The 14127-nt window shown below is 64.5% G+C and carries 12 protein-coding genes; 4 read left to right on the top strand and 8 right to left on the bottom strand.

All coding sequences use genetic code 11. The features are described from left to right. Nucleotides 1-178 precede the first annotated feature (178 nt). Nucleotides 179-1108, bottom strand: a complete 930-nt coding sequence (locus G3574_RS15810) for a cation diffusion facilitator family transporter (RefSeq protein ID WP_163964999.1) — start codon at nt 1106-1108, stop codon at nt 179-181. A gap of 308 nt (nt 1109-1416) precedes the next feature. On the opposite strand from G3574_RS15810, the gene G3574_RS15805 reads away from it, so the two are divergent. Further along, nucleotides 1417-2415 carry a hypothetical protein gene (locus G3574_RS15805; protein WP_163964996.1) on the top strand — a complete coding sequence of 333 codons (999 nt, stop codon included), beginning with the start codon at nt 1417-1419 and terminating at the stop codon, nt 2413-2415. A gap of 177 nt (nt 2416-2592) precedes the next feature. Here G3574_RS15805 and G3574_RS15800 read toward each other — a convergent pair whose 3' ends face one another. Continuing rightward, on the bottom strand, nt 2593-3147 hold the full coding sequence (locus tag G3574_RS15800) for a ferritin-like domain-containing protein (protein ID WP_163964993.1): 555 nt from the start codon (nt 3145-3147) through the stop codon (nt 2593-2595). Between the two features lie 207 nt (nt 3148-3354). On the opposite strand from G3574_RS15800, the gene G3574_RS15795 reads away from it, so the two are divergent. After that, the gene (locus G3574_RS15795) at nt 3355-4908 is read left to right on the top strand and encodes a DHA2 family efflux MFS transporter permease subunit (protein WP_163964990.1); all 1554 of its coding nucleotides are present in this window, start codon (nt 3355-3357) and stop codon (nt 4906-4908) included. 112 nt (nt 4909-5020) lie between these two features. Here the strand turns inward: G3574_RS15795 and G3574_RS15790 are convergent, their stop codons facing one another. The 5 genes from G3574_RS15790 to G3574_RS15770 form a co-directional block, all read right to left on the bottom strand. After that, entirely contained in the window at nt 5021-7147 is a 2127-nt protein-coding gene (locus G3574_RS15790; protein WP_163964986.1) for a xanthine dehydrogenase family protein molybdopterin-binding subunit, read from the bottom strand. Nucleotides 7148-7157: 10 nt separating this feature from the next. Beyond that, nucleotides 7158-7625, bottom strand: coding sequence for a (2Fe-2S)-binding protein (locus G3574_RS15785; protein ID WP_163964984.1), 468 nt, complete (start codon nt 7623-7625; stop codon nt 7158-7160). Between the two features lie 302 nt (nt 7626-7927). After that, nucleotides 7928-9145: a glycoside hydrolase family 16 protein gene (locus tag G3574_RS15780; RefSeq protein WP_163964982.1), complete on the bottom strand. Its 1218-nt coding sequence runs from the start codon at nt 9143-9145 to the stop codon at nt 7928-7930. A 192-nt stretch (nt 9146-9337) separates the two neighbouring features. Then, nucleotides 9338-10591 (bottom strand): MFS transporter, encoded by a 1254-nt coding sequence (locus tag G3574_RS15775; RefSeq protein WP_163964979.1) that lies wholly within the window; start codon nt 10589-10591, stop codon nt 9338-9340. Nucleotides 10592-10695: 104 nt separating this feature from the next. After that, on the bottom strand, nt 10696-11613 hold the full coding sequence (locus G3574_RS15770) for a DMT family transporter (protein ID WP_163964978.1): 918 nt from the start codon (nt 11611-11613) through the stop codon (nt 10696-10698). A gap of 146 nt (nt 11614-11759) precedes the next feature. Between G3574_RS15770 and G3574_RS15765 the strand changes: the two genes are divergently transcribed. Together G3574_RS15765 and G3574_RS15760 are read left to right on the top strand one after the other, a co-directional pair. Next, complete coding sequence (locus tag G3574_RS15765) at nt 11760-12578, top strand: AraC family transcriptional regulator (RefSeq protein WP_163964976.1); 819 nt, start codon at nt 11760-11762, stop codon at nt 12576-12578. Nucleotides 12579-12585: 7 nt separating this feature from the next. Further along, nucleotides 12586-13722 (top strand): NAD(P)/FAD-dependent oxidoreductase, encoded by a 1137-nt coding sequence (locus G3574_RS15760; protein WP_163964973.1) that lies wholly within the window; start codon nt 12586-12588, stop codon nt 13720-13722. Between the two features lie 115 nt (nt 13723-13837). Here the strand turns inward: G3574_RS15760 and G3574_RS15755 are convergent, their stop codons facing one another. Next, nucleotides 13838-14113, bottom strand: coding sequence for a hypothetical protein (locus G3574_RS15755; RefSeq protein ID WP_163964970.1), 276 nt, complete (start codon nt 14111-14113; stop codon nt 13838-13840). Nucleotides 14114-14127: the final 14 nt, after the last annotated feature.

The following is a 14127-nucleotide window of genomic DNA, read 5'->3' as shown; positions in this document are numbered from 1 at the left end:
CCATGTTGGTTCAGGCGCAACATTAGCGAAACGGCGGCACCTTACTCAACTAAAACGCGCAAAGTCTTTAGATTGCGCAAGAAAACCGGGCTCGTTGTTGACCATGCTGCGGTGCAAACATGGAATTGACGCTGGCAAGCGTGTCGTTCCATCGAGGCGCCGGGACACTAATGCAGGATTACTTCATGGAAACCGTCGCGTGTTCCGGCCGGCTTTCCGATTCGATGAATACGCGCTTCACATTCGCGTACCGGGCCTTGATCCGTTGCGTGATCCGTTCGAAGGTGTCGTGCGCGCCCCGGCGATCGATGTGCGGCGCGATGTGCAGGCTGACGTTCACCAGGATGAATTCGGGGCCCATGTGCATCGTCAGGATCTCGTTGACGCGGTCGACTTCCTCTTCCGCCTCGATCAGGTGGCGGATGCCGCTGACCACCTCCGAATCGGCACTTTCCCCGATGAGCAAGCCTTTCGTTTCCCGCGCCAGCCAGAATGCCGTTGCCGCGAGAATGAGGCCGATGATGATGGACGCCGCGCCATCGAAGACCGGGCTGCCCGTCCTGTCGCTCAGGTAGACGCCGGCCAGGGCGAACACCAGGCCGAGCAGGGCCGCGCTGTCTTCGAACAGGACCGTGAAGGTGGTTGGATCCTTTGCCCGGCGCACCGCGTCGATATAGCCCCGGTTGCCCTTGGCCTTGCGGAATTCGGTGAAGGCGACGATCCATGAGCCGCCCTCGAACAGCATGCTCAAGCCGAGGATGACATAGTTGACGACGGGGTTCTCCATCGACGTCGGATGCCGCAAGTGATGCACGCCTTCATACAGCGACACCCCGGCGCCGAGCGCAAAGATCAGCAGCGCCACCACGAAGCTCCAGAAGTAGACTTCCTTGCCGTGGCCGAATGGGAAGCGGGCGTCCGCCGGAAGCCGCGCCCGCCTGAGACCATAGAGAAGCAGCAGTTCGTTGCCGGAATCCACCAGCGAATGCACGCCTTCCGACAGCATCGCCGAGCTGCCCGTGTAGAACGCGCCCGCGAACTTGGTAAGCGCGATCAGCACATTGCCGGCGAGCGCGGCATACACCGCCTTGTTTGAATGGTCTGCCATGGTCGTCAGGTTGATTAGGACGGCACGAGCAAGACACATACCAGTGCCCTCCCGCGGGGCCTGAGGTGCCTTGGTCCGCGCGCCCCTCTGAAAATGCTACCGGCCCATGTAAGCCGTTCCCGTTTTGATCATGCCTCGCTGATGGCGCCATGCCGCGCCCGGACTGCTCCTTCTCCATGGCCTCGGGCGGGAACCGGAACAATCGCCCCGGGGCATGGTCAAGCAATGAAGACCACCCTGACGGGCAATCACGCCGCCGGACCCTGGCACTTGCCAGGCGAGGGTCCGAACCTGCCATGGAGGACATCATGCCCAGCGGCCCTTCCTCAGCCATTCCGGCCACCTTCAGCGACACCGCGCGACTGATCTACGCGGCCCGCCGGCAATGGTGGCAGTATGAACTGCTCGGCCAGGTCCTGGTGGATGCGATAGCGCAATGCGAGACCGTCAGCTTTCCCGAACCGGAAGGCGTGTTTCCGGCCGACGCAGGCATCACCGGGCTCGAAGCCGTGTACAAGGACATGGTCCGCCGCGTCTATGAAAACAATGCCGGCCTGAACGACCTGCTCGGACCGGATGCGGGGGACGTCAGCCAGGGCGTGCTTGAGGCGATGGAGCGCATCGCCGCGCGATCGCAGATGCGTTACCTCACCGCAAAGCGCCTGGTGTCAGAAGCCACGGGCCTGCCCGCATGGTGCGTCACCGTGACCGGCTGCGACGCCTGGTGCCGCGAACTGCAGGGCCATCTCCAGGACGTCCGGGATGGCATGCTCAAGCTCACCGCGATGAACCAGCTGATCCATGAAAGCGTCGGCGAAACCATCCTGGCGCGGGTCCAGCAGGCCCAGCAACTTTCGGAAGCAGGGCAGCCAGTCACCCTGGACCTGAAGCTCAGGTTCTCGCTCGACATGGAAAACTACGCCCAGCCGGTCGGCGCCTTCTCAGACGCGATCGCCGACATGGCCACGGTCGCCGGCGCGATGTCCGAGCTCGGGACTTCCGAAACGGACGACGACGTCCAGGCCGGCACCGTCTACCTCCACCAGCATTTGTTCTACCCCGACATGGTCGCCATCACGGTCGCCACCGATCGCGAAGCCTGCGCAGACGGGCTGGCCTTCGGCGAACTGCCGCAATCGTTCGCATGCGTGCACCAGGAGCATGTGCGCGACGTGCGCCGCGCCGACGCCTGCATGCGCAGTTTGCTTGACGACTGCTGCGTGTCGCGCCATCCGACGGCGTATCAGGTCGAGCCGGCGAGGGTGGCGAGGTTGCTTCAGCGGGCCGGGCAGTTGCTGACGGGGTGAGATAGCCACAGAGTGCACACTGCCGGGGCCATTCCTGGCAAGGCTCCACGGAGTGGGAGCCGCAACCGGGTCACCGAAGAGAAATGCGCGACCGCAGTAGAAATGGGATCCCCGCCTTCGCGGGGATGACAGCGGTGGTCAGGGATGACAGCGTCATCCCCGGCACCCAAACGCCCCTCAATGCTTGGCCTCATCCCCCGGAATATCTTCCAGCAAATCCGCCAACTCATCCGCATGTTCCTCTTCCACAGCAAGGATCTCTTCCATCATGCGGCGGCTCGTCGGATCCTTGTCGCCCAGATACCGGATCATTTCCGTATAACTCTCGATGGCGATCCGTTCCGCGACCAGATCTTCCTTGATCATGTCGACGAGATTCGTCCCCTCGACGTATTCGGCATGGCTTCGCGTGGACATTCCGTCCGGCGAAAAATTCGGCTCGCCGCCGAGTTGCACGATGCGTTCCGCGATGCGGTCGGCATGCCCCTGCTCCTCGTTGGAATGCTCCATGAATTCGTCGGCCACGCTCTGCGAATGGATACCCTTCGCCATGAAGTAGTGCCGGCGGTAGCGCAGGGTGCAGACGATCTCGGTGGCAAGCGCCTCATTGAGCAGCTTGAGCACCGTGTCGCGGTCCGCTCCATAGCCGGAGGTGACCGCGCCTTCTTCGATGTGCTGGCGCGCGCGGGCGCGCAGGGTTTGTATGTCGCTCAGGAATCCTGTGTCGTTCATTCGTTTTCTCCAGATCGTTCTTCAGCTTATTCATTGCGGGAAAGACACAGCATTGGAGGGATGGCAAGGGTTTTGGTTGCATGCCGCGGAGCCTTGCTTGATCCATCACAGCAAATCCGGTTTCTCCCAGTCAAGGAAGTGGCGAACTAATGGCATGGCTGGCAATCTCTCTGGACATCGTCCATCCAGAAGCCGCATAAGCCCACCATGAGTCCACCGGGAGCACCTTCGACGCCGCCGCTGCAGGGCAGGCAACTCATCCTCGGCACGATCAGCCTGTCGCTGGCCGTGTTCATGAACGTGCTGGATTCATCCATCGCGAACGTGTCCATCCCCGCGATCTCGGGCGACCTTGGCGTGTCCCCCCAGCAGGGAACGTGGGTGATCACGTCCTTCGCCGTCTCGAATGCCGTTTCCGTGCCCCTCACCGGCTGGCTGACCATGCGCATCGGGCAGGTGCGGCTGTTCATCGCCTCGGTGATCCTCTTCGTGATCGCCTCCTTCCTGTGCGGCATGGCCCCGAGCATCGGCGTGCTGATCGCCGCGCGGGTCTTGCAGGGCGCGGTCGCGGGCCCGATGATTCCCCTGTCGCAGGCCTTGCTTCTCGCGAGCTATCCGCCGCAGAAGAGCGGCATGGCCCTGGCGTTCTGGGGAATGACGACCCTGGTGGCGCCCATCATGGGGCCGCTGCTGGGCGGATGGATTTCAGACAATTACACCTGGCCCTGGATCTTTTACATCAACGTGCCGATCGGCTTGCTGGCGGCCTGGGTCACGTGGTCAATTTATGCCAAGCGCGAATCGCCGACGGTGAACCGGCCGATCGACAAGATCGGACTCGGCCTGCTCGTGGTATGGGTAAGCTGCCTCCAGCTCATGCTCGACAAGGGCAAGGAACTCGACTGGTTCAATTCCGGGGAGATCATCGCGCTCGCCCTGGTGGCCGGCATGTGCTTCATCTTCTTCGTTGCCTGGGAATTGACGGACGCGCATCCGGTGGTCGACCTGTCGCTGTTCCGGGGACGCAATTTCTCGGGCGGCGTGGTAGCCATCTCGGTGGCGTACGGTCTGTTCTTCGGCAGCCTCGTGATCCTGCCGCTCTGGCTGCAGACGACGGTCGGCTATACGGCGACCGAGGCCGGCAAGGTCATGGCGCCGGTCGGCCTGCTCGCGATCATCCTGTCGCCTGTGGTCGGTCGGCTGCTGGCGAAAATGGACCCGCGGCTGTTTTCCACCGCGGCCTTCACCATCTTCGCGGCCGTGTTTTTCATGCGCTCGCATTTCGCGCCGGACGTGGATACGCGCACGCTCATGATCCCCACCATCATCCAGGGCGCCGCGATGGCGATGTTCTTCATTCCCCTGACGTCGATCATCCTCTCTGGCCAGCCTCCGCAAAAGATGCCCGCCGCGGCCGGCCTGTCGAATTTCGTCCGCATCATGTGCGGCGGCATCGGCACCTCGATCACCTCGACCATCTGGGAAAACCGGACCGCCTTGCATCACGCCCAGCTGGCGGAGAACTCCGGGCCGTACAGCCAGCCGTTCGCACAGATGATGCGCGACCTGACCGCGCAGGGCATGCCGGAGCAGGGCGCCTACGCGGTGATCGACAGGATGATCACGGTGCAGGCCAGCACCATGTCGGCGACAGACATCTTCTGGATCTCGGCATGGCTATTCCTGGCCCTGATCGGCCTCGTCTGGCTGACCAAGCCGTCGCGCACCGGCGCGCCCGCGGATGCGGGCGGCGCGCATTGACGACAGGCGAGCCTGCGCGCCCGGCAATCTCCGGCGCCATGGCGGCCCAGCGTGAATGCGGACCGGCTTCGCTCCGGTCCGCATTGCCCCTTGATGCCTTGGTTTTCAGGACTCAGGCGCGCCGGATGTTATCCGCAGACAGCGGCAAGCGGCGAACGCGCTTGCCCGTGGCTGCAAACAGGGCGTTGGCGACCGCCGGCGCCACCAGCGCGGTGGCAGGTTCGCCGATGCCGCCCGGCTTTTCGGTGCTGGGCACCAGGATGATGTCGATCGACGGGGCCTCGTTCATCCGCACCACCGGATAATTGTGGAAGTTGGTCTGCTGCACCTTGCCCTTGTCCAGCGTGATGTCGCCATGAAGGGTCGATGACAGGCCGAAGATCACGCTCGACTGGATCTGCGCTTCCACCGTGTCCGGATTGACCATGCGGCCGAGGTCGGCGGCCACCACCACGCGGTGCACCACCGGCTGGTTGTCGCGCATCGAGATCTCGACCACCTGCGCCATGTAGGTATCGTAACCTTCCATCAGCGCGATGCCCCGCGACCGTCCCGCCGCGAGCGGCGTGCCCCAGCCCGCCTTGTCGGCAGCCAGCTTGAGCACGTTGGCGAAGCGCGGCTGCTTCTCCAGCAGGGCCATGCGATAGGCGTAGGGATCCTTGCCGGCGGCGGCGGCCATCTCGTCGATGAAGGACTCGTTGGCGAAGGCATTGAGCGCATGGCTGACCGAACGCCAGTATCCGACCCGCAGGCCGGCATCATGGATCACGAGGTCCTGCTTGACGTTGGGAATGGCGTAGGGAACGACCGCCGCTTCGGCCATGAAGGGATCGAGGGTGTCCTTGGGCAGGCCGAAGGCGCGCTGCGTGACCGATTGCGACGTGAGCTGGAAGCTGAGCGCCTGGGGCTTGCCCGAAGCGTCCAGTCCGGCCTGCATGCGGTGCAGCGCCATCGGGCGGTAGAAGTCGTGCGTGGTGTCGTCTTCGCGGGTCCAGATCAGCTTGACCGGCTTGCCGACCGCCTTCGAGATCTGCGCGGCCTGCACGATGAAGTCGACTTCCAGGCGCCTTCCGAAGCCGCCGCCGAGGAAAGTGGTCTGCAAGGTGACGTCTTCCGGCTTGATGCCCAGCGCCTGCGCCACCGACCCTTGCGCGCCTTGCTGGAACTGGGTGGGGCCGATAAGGAGGCACTTGCCGTCCTGGTAGGACGCCGTGAAGTTCATCGGCTCCATCGGCGCGTGGGCAAGCATCGGCTGCTCATACTCGGCGCTCAGCGTCTTCGCCGCGCCTTGCATGGCGGCGGCCGCATCGCCCGCCTTGTTGATGGGAATGATCTTCCCATTGGCGGCGGCCTGCCGGATGCCGTTCATCATCGACGCATTGTCGAGCTTCGCCACCGGGCCTTCGTTCCAGGCAATGGCGAGCGCCTCGCGGGCCTTTCGCGCGCGCCAGTAGCTGGTCGCCACGACCGCCACGCCGTCCGGGATCTGGACCACGTCGATCACGCCTGGCATCGCGCGCGCCTTAGCCTGATCGACGCTCTTGACCGTGCCGCCGATCACCGGGCATTGTTCCAGCGAGGCGTACAGCATGCCGGGCAGCTTGACGTCGATACCGAACGTGGCGCTGCCGTTGACCTTGGCCGGGGTGTCGAGACGCTTGGTCGGCTTGCCGACGAGGGTGAATTCCTTGGGATCCTTCAATGCCACCTTTTCCGGCGGCGCCAGTTTGGACGCGGCTTCGGCCAGCTCGCCGTAGGTCGCGCTCCTGCCGCCCGGCCCGAGCACGCGGCCCTTGTCGGCGCGCAGTTCCGACGCCGGCACCTTCCATTTCGCGGCGGCCGCGCTGATCAGCATGGTGCGGACCTGGGCGCCGGCCACGCGCAGCTTCTCCCAGCCGTCGCGCACCGAGGTGGAGCCGCCGGTGATCTGGGCGCCGAGCAGGGCATTGGTGTACACCGCGCCGGGCGGCGCGATCGCCACCTTGACGGCATTGAGGTCGACGTTGAGCTCTTCGGCGATCAGCATCGGCAAGGCGGTATAGACGCCCTGGCCCATTTCGGAACGGGCGGACAGCAGGGTGATGGTGTTGTCGTCAGCGATGTGGACCCAGGCATTCGGGGTGTACAGGGTGCCTGCGGCCTGGGCCTGCTTAATCAGGCCCGGCAGGTGCACACCCATCATCAGGCCGGAAGCGGCGAGGGCGGAAGTTTTGAGGAAGTCGCGGCGCGAGGTCGTCATGTCGGTCTCCTCAAGCCTTGGAGCGCATTTCGCTCGCCGCCGTCTTGATGGCGGCGCGGATGCGCGAATAGGTGCCACAGCGGCAGATGTTGCCGCTCATGGCGGCGTCGATGTCGGCATCGGTCGGATTGGTGTTCGTCGCCAGCAGGGCGGCGGCGCTCATCAGCTGTCCCGATTGGCAGTAGCCGCATTGCGGCACGTCGTGCGCGATCCATGCCTTCTGCAGCGGATGCGAATTGTCCGGGGACAGCGATTCGATCGTGGTGACCTTCTGGCCGGCGACCGCCGAAACCGGGGTCTGGCAGGAACGCACCGGCGTGCCATTCAGGTGCACGGTGCAGGCGCCGCACAGCGCCTGGCCGCAGCCAAACTTGGTTCCAGTCAGTCCGACCTCATCCCGGATGACCCAAAGCAGCGGGGTATCCGCCTCCGCATCTACCGTCACGGGCTTGCCGTTGACGTTGAATTGAATCGCCATCTCTCTGTTCTCCTCGTTGATTTGATTGCGGCGTGGACCTGAGGCCTCACGCTTCATGACAAGTGCAGGGATGGCCAGCAAACACCGCGGGCCAACGCTGCCTCGTCCTCTTATATTAGTCGCAATCGAGAAGAAAAGCTTGGACGCTATTTATTTGTGTCCCGTTCGATTGGGCATCCGCCTGGGCATGCGTCTCCCATTGACCGGGGAGTAGTCCGGTTCCGCCGGCCGGTTGCTCCAAAATGGAACACCCGGCCCGTCCCGTTCTACTCAGGCCTGATGAATATCAAGCCAATCGCCGGTCATTGGCCGGTGAACTGCCATGCGCGCACGTAGTTGATTTTCATGGCGTTTCCCTTGCCCTGCGGGGTGTAGGCATTGGAAGCGCCAAGGGTGCCCGCGCCGACGGCAGGCGAGGTTTCCTCGTTCACCATCCACAATCCGACATAGAAGTACATCGGCGTGCGGATTTCGCCCTGGTTAACGGTATGCCCGATCTGCACGCCGTCGAAGTAATACTTCACCGAGTTCGCGTCCCACCGGACGCCATACTTGTGAAAGGCCGCCGACAAGTCGACGGATCCGATCGCGCTTCGCGCCCGGAATTCGTCGATGTAGCTGTCGGGCGAGCGCATCGCCGTCACCACGTAGTCGACGGGAGCAAGGTTGGACGATGACCATGCGCCGTTGGGCGCGCCGGAGTAAGCGTGCATCATCGCGATTTCCGGACCGTTGTTCGCGGTGAGCGAGATCACCGGATGCAGGCCGGCGCCGACCGGCAGCTTCGCTTCCACCTCGAAGAAGCCATACTGCTGCGCAAACCGGTTTTCCGTCACCACGGTGCGGTCGAAGAAGCGGCCGCTTGCGTCCAGCGCCGGCCAGATGTTCAGCGCGCCGCCTTCGACGTTGAAATTCTTCGTCGCGTTATTCGCCTTGTAATAGATGTCGCTCGTCCATTTGCCGGCGTCAATGGTGCTGCCGGCATTGAACTCGTCATTGAAGGTCAGGGTGTACTGGCTTGCATCCTGGCCGGCAGGCGCCAGCGCGGCTGCGGCCGGTGCGGGGGCGGTGGACGGCAGGGTTGACGTGGTGTCGGAAGTTGCGGGAGTAGATGCCGGCGCCGGGGTCGACGGGGCCGACGGGGCCGTGGCAACGACCACCGCGGGGGCGGGTTCGATCGCCGGGGCTGGTGTTGCCGATGTCGCAGACGTTCCCGTAGCGGACGCGGCAGACGTGGGTGCGGTGGGTGCGGTGGGTGTCGTGGTTGCCGTGATCGCGGTTGTTACGTCGGCAACCGTGGTTGCCGGCGCGGTGGACACCGGCGCCTCGGCCGCTGGCGAAGAAGGTGTCGCTGCGGGCGCCGCGACGCTGCTGGTAGCGGCGACGGCAGCGACGGCTTCCGGCGCGCTAGCGGCGGACTGGGTGCCGGCGACGCCGGGCGATGTCGAGGATCCGCCTCCGCAGGCGGCGAGCGACAGGACGAGGGATGAGCGGGCCAGGAAGGCGAGGGGACGTGTCATGATTTTTCTTCAGGTTCGGTTGACGGGAGACGGCGCGACGCATCGCGTCTCCAATAGAACAGTGCCGTGAAGAAAGGTTCACACCATCAACATTCGTTAGGGCACGAACGCGGCAGCATCCGGTCCGTCGTTGCACGAATGACCAGGGATTCCGGCGAGCGGCAGCCTCCCGGGTGATGCGTTTTTGTGTTGTCAGGTCTTGGCGGGCAGCGGCTCCCCCATCAGGGTGAAGCCGCGCAATGGCAGGCTCAGCGCCACGCCGGACGCAATGAGGAGGAGGACGCCGGCGCTGCCGAACGCCACCCAGTGGGTGCCGAAACGTTCATAACCCCAGCCGCCGAGCCAGGAACTGATCATGGCGCCGACCTGGTGTCCCAGGTAAGCGGTGCCATACATCACGCCTACCAGCCTGACGCCGTAGACGTCGGCAAGGATCGCCGACGAGGTGGCGATGCTTCCTGCCCAGACCAGTCCGCCTATCGAGGCGGCGATGTACAGCTCCCAATGGGTGCCGACGAGGAGGAGGGCAAAGAAGCCGAGGCCGCGCACGAAGTAGATCGTTCCCAGGATGTTCCTGCGAGGCAGGCGGTCCGACAGCCTGCCGAGCACGAGCGTGCCGGCGATGGCGACGAGTCCGATGAGGCCGATGCCGTAGGAACTTGTCATCGCATCGAACCCGTGGTCCATCAGCATGGGCATGCCGTGGGTGCCCAGCAGGTTCATGCTGAAGCCGCATGCGAAGAGGCCGGCGACGATCTTCCAGAAAGGCGATGTCCGGATGGCGGCACCGAACGACAGGCTCGCCATCGCCGCCCTGGGGGCGGCCGCTTGCGCGTTCGCCTGCTCGGGCAGAAGGTCCGTGTTCGGCGGCGCGTCCTCGCGGATGATGAACAATGCCGCTGGCACGGTGACGAGGGCAAACGCGACGGCGAAGGCAACCAGGGTCGATTGCCAGCCCATCCTCTCGATCAGCAAGGTAAGCACCGGTGTCATGATGGCCATGCCGGCCATCGAGCCGGTGGAGAGAAAGAACAGCGCCATGCCGCGCTGGCGCGTGAACCAGCGGCTGATGACCGGCGTCAGCGCCACCGGACTCGTGAAGCCGAGGCCGATCGACATCAGCACGCCGAATGCGAGCATGAAGGCGACGGGCGTGCGGGCCGTGACCGTCCAGATGATGGAGATGGCAACGATGGTGGTGCCAAGCAGAAGGACGGGGCGCGTTCCCAGCCTGCCGACGAGGTAGCCGGCGAGCGGCATCGCCAGGCCATAGCACAGCATGCCGACGCCGATGATCATGGCCAGCAGGCTCCGGCTGAATCCGAGATCCTTGATCATGGGCAGGAAGAACGGGCCGATGCCGAGGCGCATGCCGACGGTCAATGCGGTGAGCAGCGTGGCGGCGGCAACGATGTTCCAGCCGAAGTACCAGGAGCGACGGGTCATGATGAAAAAGTAAGGATTCCGTCCATGGCGGCCGGACCCGGGATGAGGTGGATGGTCACCCGATGTTAGCAAATCTCCAGCATCCTGTTTGGGGTGTCACCGGCTCACGCAGGTTTTCGCCAGCCGTGGCTGCTGACGATGGCAATCCCGGCAAGCACGAGAAGCGCGCCGGCAAGGAAACGGGACTCGATGTCCTCGCCCAGCAGCCATGCGCCCTGCATCACGCCGAACATCGGCGTCATGAAGGAAAACACGCCAAGCCGGGAGGCGAGGTACTGGCGCAACAGCCAGAACCACGCCAGGAAACTCGCGAAGGACACGATCACCGTCTGGAAGACGAGGCTCTCCAGCGCACCCGCGGTCGGCTTGATGCCCAGTTCGCCGGTGAACGCGGCGACGGCCAGCAGGATGAGAAAGGCAACGACTAACTGGTAGAGCAGGGTTTGCTTCGCGGTGGATTGCGCCAGGCCGGAACAGCGTATCGCCACGGTGGTGCTGCCCAGCGCGGCGCCGGCGCCCAGGGCAAGGAAGTCTCCCCACAGCGCGCCGGAATCGCCGGGCGACGGTTGCCACGACGCCTGGTCCTTTCCGAGGAAAGCCACGAAGATGCCGGCGAAGGCGACCGCGATGCCCGCCCATTGGATCGGTGCGAGGCGCTCCGAAGGAAGCTTCCAATGCAGGCCGAGCGCGGCGAAGATCGGTCCGGTGTACAGGAACACCACCGCATGGGCTGCGCTGGTGTGGCGCAGCGCTTCGCAGACAAAAAGATACTCGGAGGCAAACAGGCCGCCAGCCAGCAGGCCCGCCCGCCAGGGACCGTCCAGCAAGGCGATCCTTTCCTTCCTGATGCGCATGAGGGCCATCAGGAGGAGGGCGGCGATGCCGGAGCGCAGGGCGACCTGCAGCGTGGGGCTGATGTCGTCCACCGTCGCCTTGAGCACGACCTGCTGCAAGCCCCAGATCATGCATAGCATCACCATGATGCCGATCGCCTGCCCATCCACCGCCTTGCGCGCATCCATCCGATCGCTCCCTAGTTTCGCCGTCCGTGGCAAAATTATGCGCGTGGCATGCGCCATGGATATAGTGAATACATGACAGTCAATGCAGCGTTTCCGCCAATCTTCACGACACGGGGCGCATTCGACTGGAATCCGAAGGGAGCAGCATGAAGCCACGCGCGAAGCACGTCTATCCATCCGCGGGCACCCGATTGCCCGCACCGGTTTTCTTCCGCTCGTCATCGGTGCCGGCGGAGGCTGCGACGCGCGAGCATCATCACGCCTGGGGGGAGCTGGTGTATTCCTTCAGCGGGTTGATGGAGGTGAAGCTGGCCGATCGGCATTGCCTGGCGCCGCCGCGTTGCGGCATCTGGCTGCCGCCATACACCGGCCACCAGGGCCTGAACCGGTACGAGACCAGCTTCTGCTCGGTCTACGTCGCGCAGGAGCTTTGCGCCAGGCTCCCCGCGCAGCCATGCGCCGTCACGGTCAGTCCGCTGGTACGGGCGATGCTCGAATACTTGCGCGATCACTTTGGCGCTGGCAACCATGCCGAAGAAGACCAGCGCCTGCTTGGCGTGCTCGTGGACCAACTGGCGCGCGCCGAATCCACGGCAAGCTATCTGCCCGGCACCGAGGATCCATTGCTGCAGCCGGTGCTGCAGACGCTGGAAGCGAATCCAGGCGACTCCCGTTCACTGGCGGAACTCGCGCGCGCGGCGAACACCACCGAGCGCACGCTGATGCGGCGATTCCAGCGTGAATTCGGCATGCCGTTCAGCGAATGGCGGCAGCGCCTGCGGGTCGTGAAGGCCATGCCGCGCCTCGACGCCGGCGATACCGTCGAGCACATCGCCCTCGACCTCGGATATGGCAGCGCATCGTCGTTCATCGCCATGTTCAAGCGCATGGCTGGGGTGACGCCGGATGAGTTCCGCAACGGACAAAGGGCGGCCGGAAGCCGGCGGCGCCATCCAGAAAGCTAGGAAAAACATGGAATTCGATTTCATCATCATCGGCGCCGGCATCGCGGGCGCGTCGCTGGCAGCGGAACTGGCTCCGCATGCCTCTGTCGCCATCCTCGAGCAGGAACCACAACCTGGATGGCATTCCACAGGCCGCTCGGCCGCGCTGTTCTCGGAGACGTACGGCACGCCCATGATCCGTGCGCTGACGCGCGCCAGCCGCGCCTTCCTGGAAAGGCCGCCGCAAGGCTTCACCGAGCATCCCATCCTGAGTCCGCGCGGCGTGATGCATGTGGCAATGAAAGGACAGGAAGAACTGCTGCAACGGGCGGTGGCGGAGGCGCGCGCAGGCTCTCCCGACGCGGTCCTGCTGGATGCGCGGGAAACCGTCGCGCGCTGCCCGGTGTTGCGCGCCGACATGGTCGCCGGCGCGCTGCATGAACCCGACGCCATGGACATCGACGTCCATGCCTTGCACCAGGGATATCTCAAGCGCCAGCGAAACGCCGGCGGCCGATTGTTCGTCGATGCCCGTCTCGAGCAAGCGAATCGGCAAGGACAGGGACAAGGGCAGGGCTGGCAGATCCGCCTCCAAGACGGCCGCACGCTGGGCGCGCGGGTGCTTGTCAACGCGGCAGGCGCATGGGCCGATACGGTGGCCGGGTTGTGCGGAGTGCCGCCCATCGGCCTGCAGCCCAAGCGGCGCACGGCCTTCACCTTCGATGCGCCGGCCGGAGTCGACTTCGCTGGCTGGCCGACGGTGATCGGCATCGACGAATCCTATTACTTCAAGCCGGATGCAGGGCAATTGCTGGGCTCGCCCGCCAATGCAGATCCCGTGTCGCCGCACGACGTGCAGCCGGAAGAACTGGATGTCGCGACCGGCATCTACCGCATCGAAGAGGCGACGACCTTGCAGATCCGGCGTCCGCGCCGGACCTGGGCTGGGCTGCGTTCATTCGTTGCGGATGGCGATCTCGTGATCGGACCTGAACCGGAAGAACCGCAATTTTTCTGGGTGGCGGCGCAGGGTGGATATGGCATTCAAAGCGCACCCGCCGTGGCGCAACTCGCGGCGGCCTTGCTGTTGGGGCGGGAGGTGCCGGAGTCGCTGGCGAAGCATGGCGTGCGGGCCGAGCCCTTGTCGCCGGCGAGATTCCGGTAATCGCGGGCGAAAGCCGGACGGAATGCAGGTCATGACCGCACAGTGCGGCGCTGCGTGCGTAACGACGCACCAGCGGAAGGACTCCTCCCGCTGGTGCGTTGCACTTGCCCAAAGCTTACAGGGCGAGGTTGGCGGCGGCCCACTGCGAGGGGCTGACCGTCAGGTTCGGCGCCACGAAGCCCGCGCCGATCACACCCACGTTGTTCAGGGCATTGACCTCGATGTTCTGCAGTTGCGTGATGTTCTGGTTCACGCCCACGTTCACGTTGGCCACCGGCCCCATCTGCTTGAGCCAGGCGGCTGCGGCGTCATTGCCGCCGCGCACCTCGGCCATGGCGCGGCCATCGAGTTCCTCGACGCTGGCCAGGTCCTTCATTTGCAGGTTGGACATGCTGTTCTCCTTAT

The sequence above is a fragment of the Noviherbaspirillum galbum genome, assembly GCF_010974945.1.
GTDB lineage: Bacteria > Pseudomonadota > Gammaproteobacteria > Burkholderiales > Burkholderiaceae_D > Noviherbaspirillum > Noviherbaspirillum galbum.
Note: the sequence above shows the minus strand (reverse complement) of the source record. Positions and strands in the feature narration are given on the sequence as shown.

Bases quoted from the DNA above. Each gene is read 5' to 3' on its own strand.
- G3574_RS15805 (WP_163964996.1), top strand. From the start codon at position 1,417: ATGCCCAGCGGCCCTTCCTCAGCCATTCCGGCCACCTTCAGCGACACC.
- G3574_RS15765 (WP_163964976.1), top strand. From the start codon at position 11,760: ATGAAGCCACGCGCGAAGCACGTCTATCCATCCGCGGGCACCCGATTG.
- G3574_RS15800 (WP_163964993.1), bottom strand. From the start codon at position 3,147: ATGAACGACACAGGATTCCTGAGCGACATACAAACCCTGCGCGCCCGC.
- G3574_RS15785 (WP_163964984.1), bottom strand. From the start codon at position 7,625: ATGGCGATTCAATTCAACGTCAACGGCAAGCCCGTGACGGTAGATGCG.
- G3574_RS15780 (WP_163964982.1), bottom strand. From the start codon at position 9,145: ATGACACGTCCCCTCGCCTTCCTGGCCCGCTCATCCCTCGTCCTGTCG.
- G3574_RS15760 (WP_163964973.1), top strand. From the start codon at position 12,586: ATGGAATTCGATTTCATCATCATCGGCGCCGGCATCGCGGGCGCGTCG.
- G3574_RS15755 (WP_163964970.1), bottom strand. From the start codon at position 14,113: ATGTCCAACCTGCAAATGAAGGACCTGGCCAGCGTCGAGGAACTCGAT.
- G3574_RS15790 (WP_163964986.1), bottom strand. From the start codon at position 7,147: ATGACGACCTCGCGCCGCGACTTCCTCAAAACTTCCGCCCTCGCCGCT.
- G3574_RS15810 (WP_163964999.1), bottom strand. From the start codon at position 1,108: ATGGCAGACCATTCAAACAAGGCGGTGTATGCCGCGCTCGCCGGCAAT.
- G3574_RS15775 (WP_163964979.1), bottom strand. From the start codon at position 10,591: ATGACCCGTCGCTCCTGGTACTTCGGCTGGAACATCGTTGCCGCCGCC.
- G3574_RS15795 (WP_163964990.1), top strand. From the start codon at position 3,355: ATGAGTCCACCGGGAGCACCTTCGACGCCGCCGCTGCAGGGCAGGCAA.
- G3574_RS15770 (WP_163964978.1), bottom strand. From the start codon at position 11,613: ATGGATGCGCGCAAGGCGGTGGATGGGCAGGCGATCGGCATCATGGTG.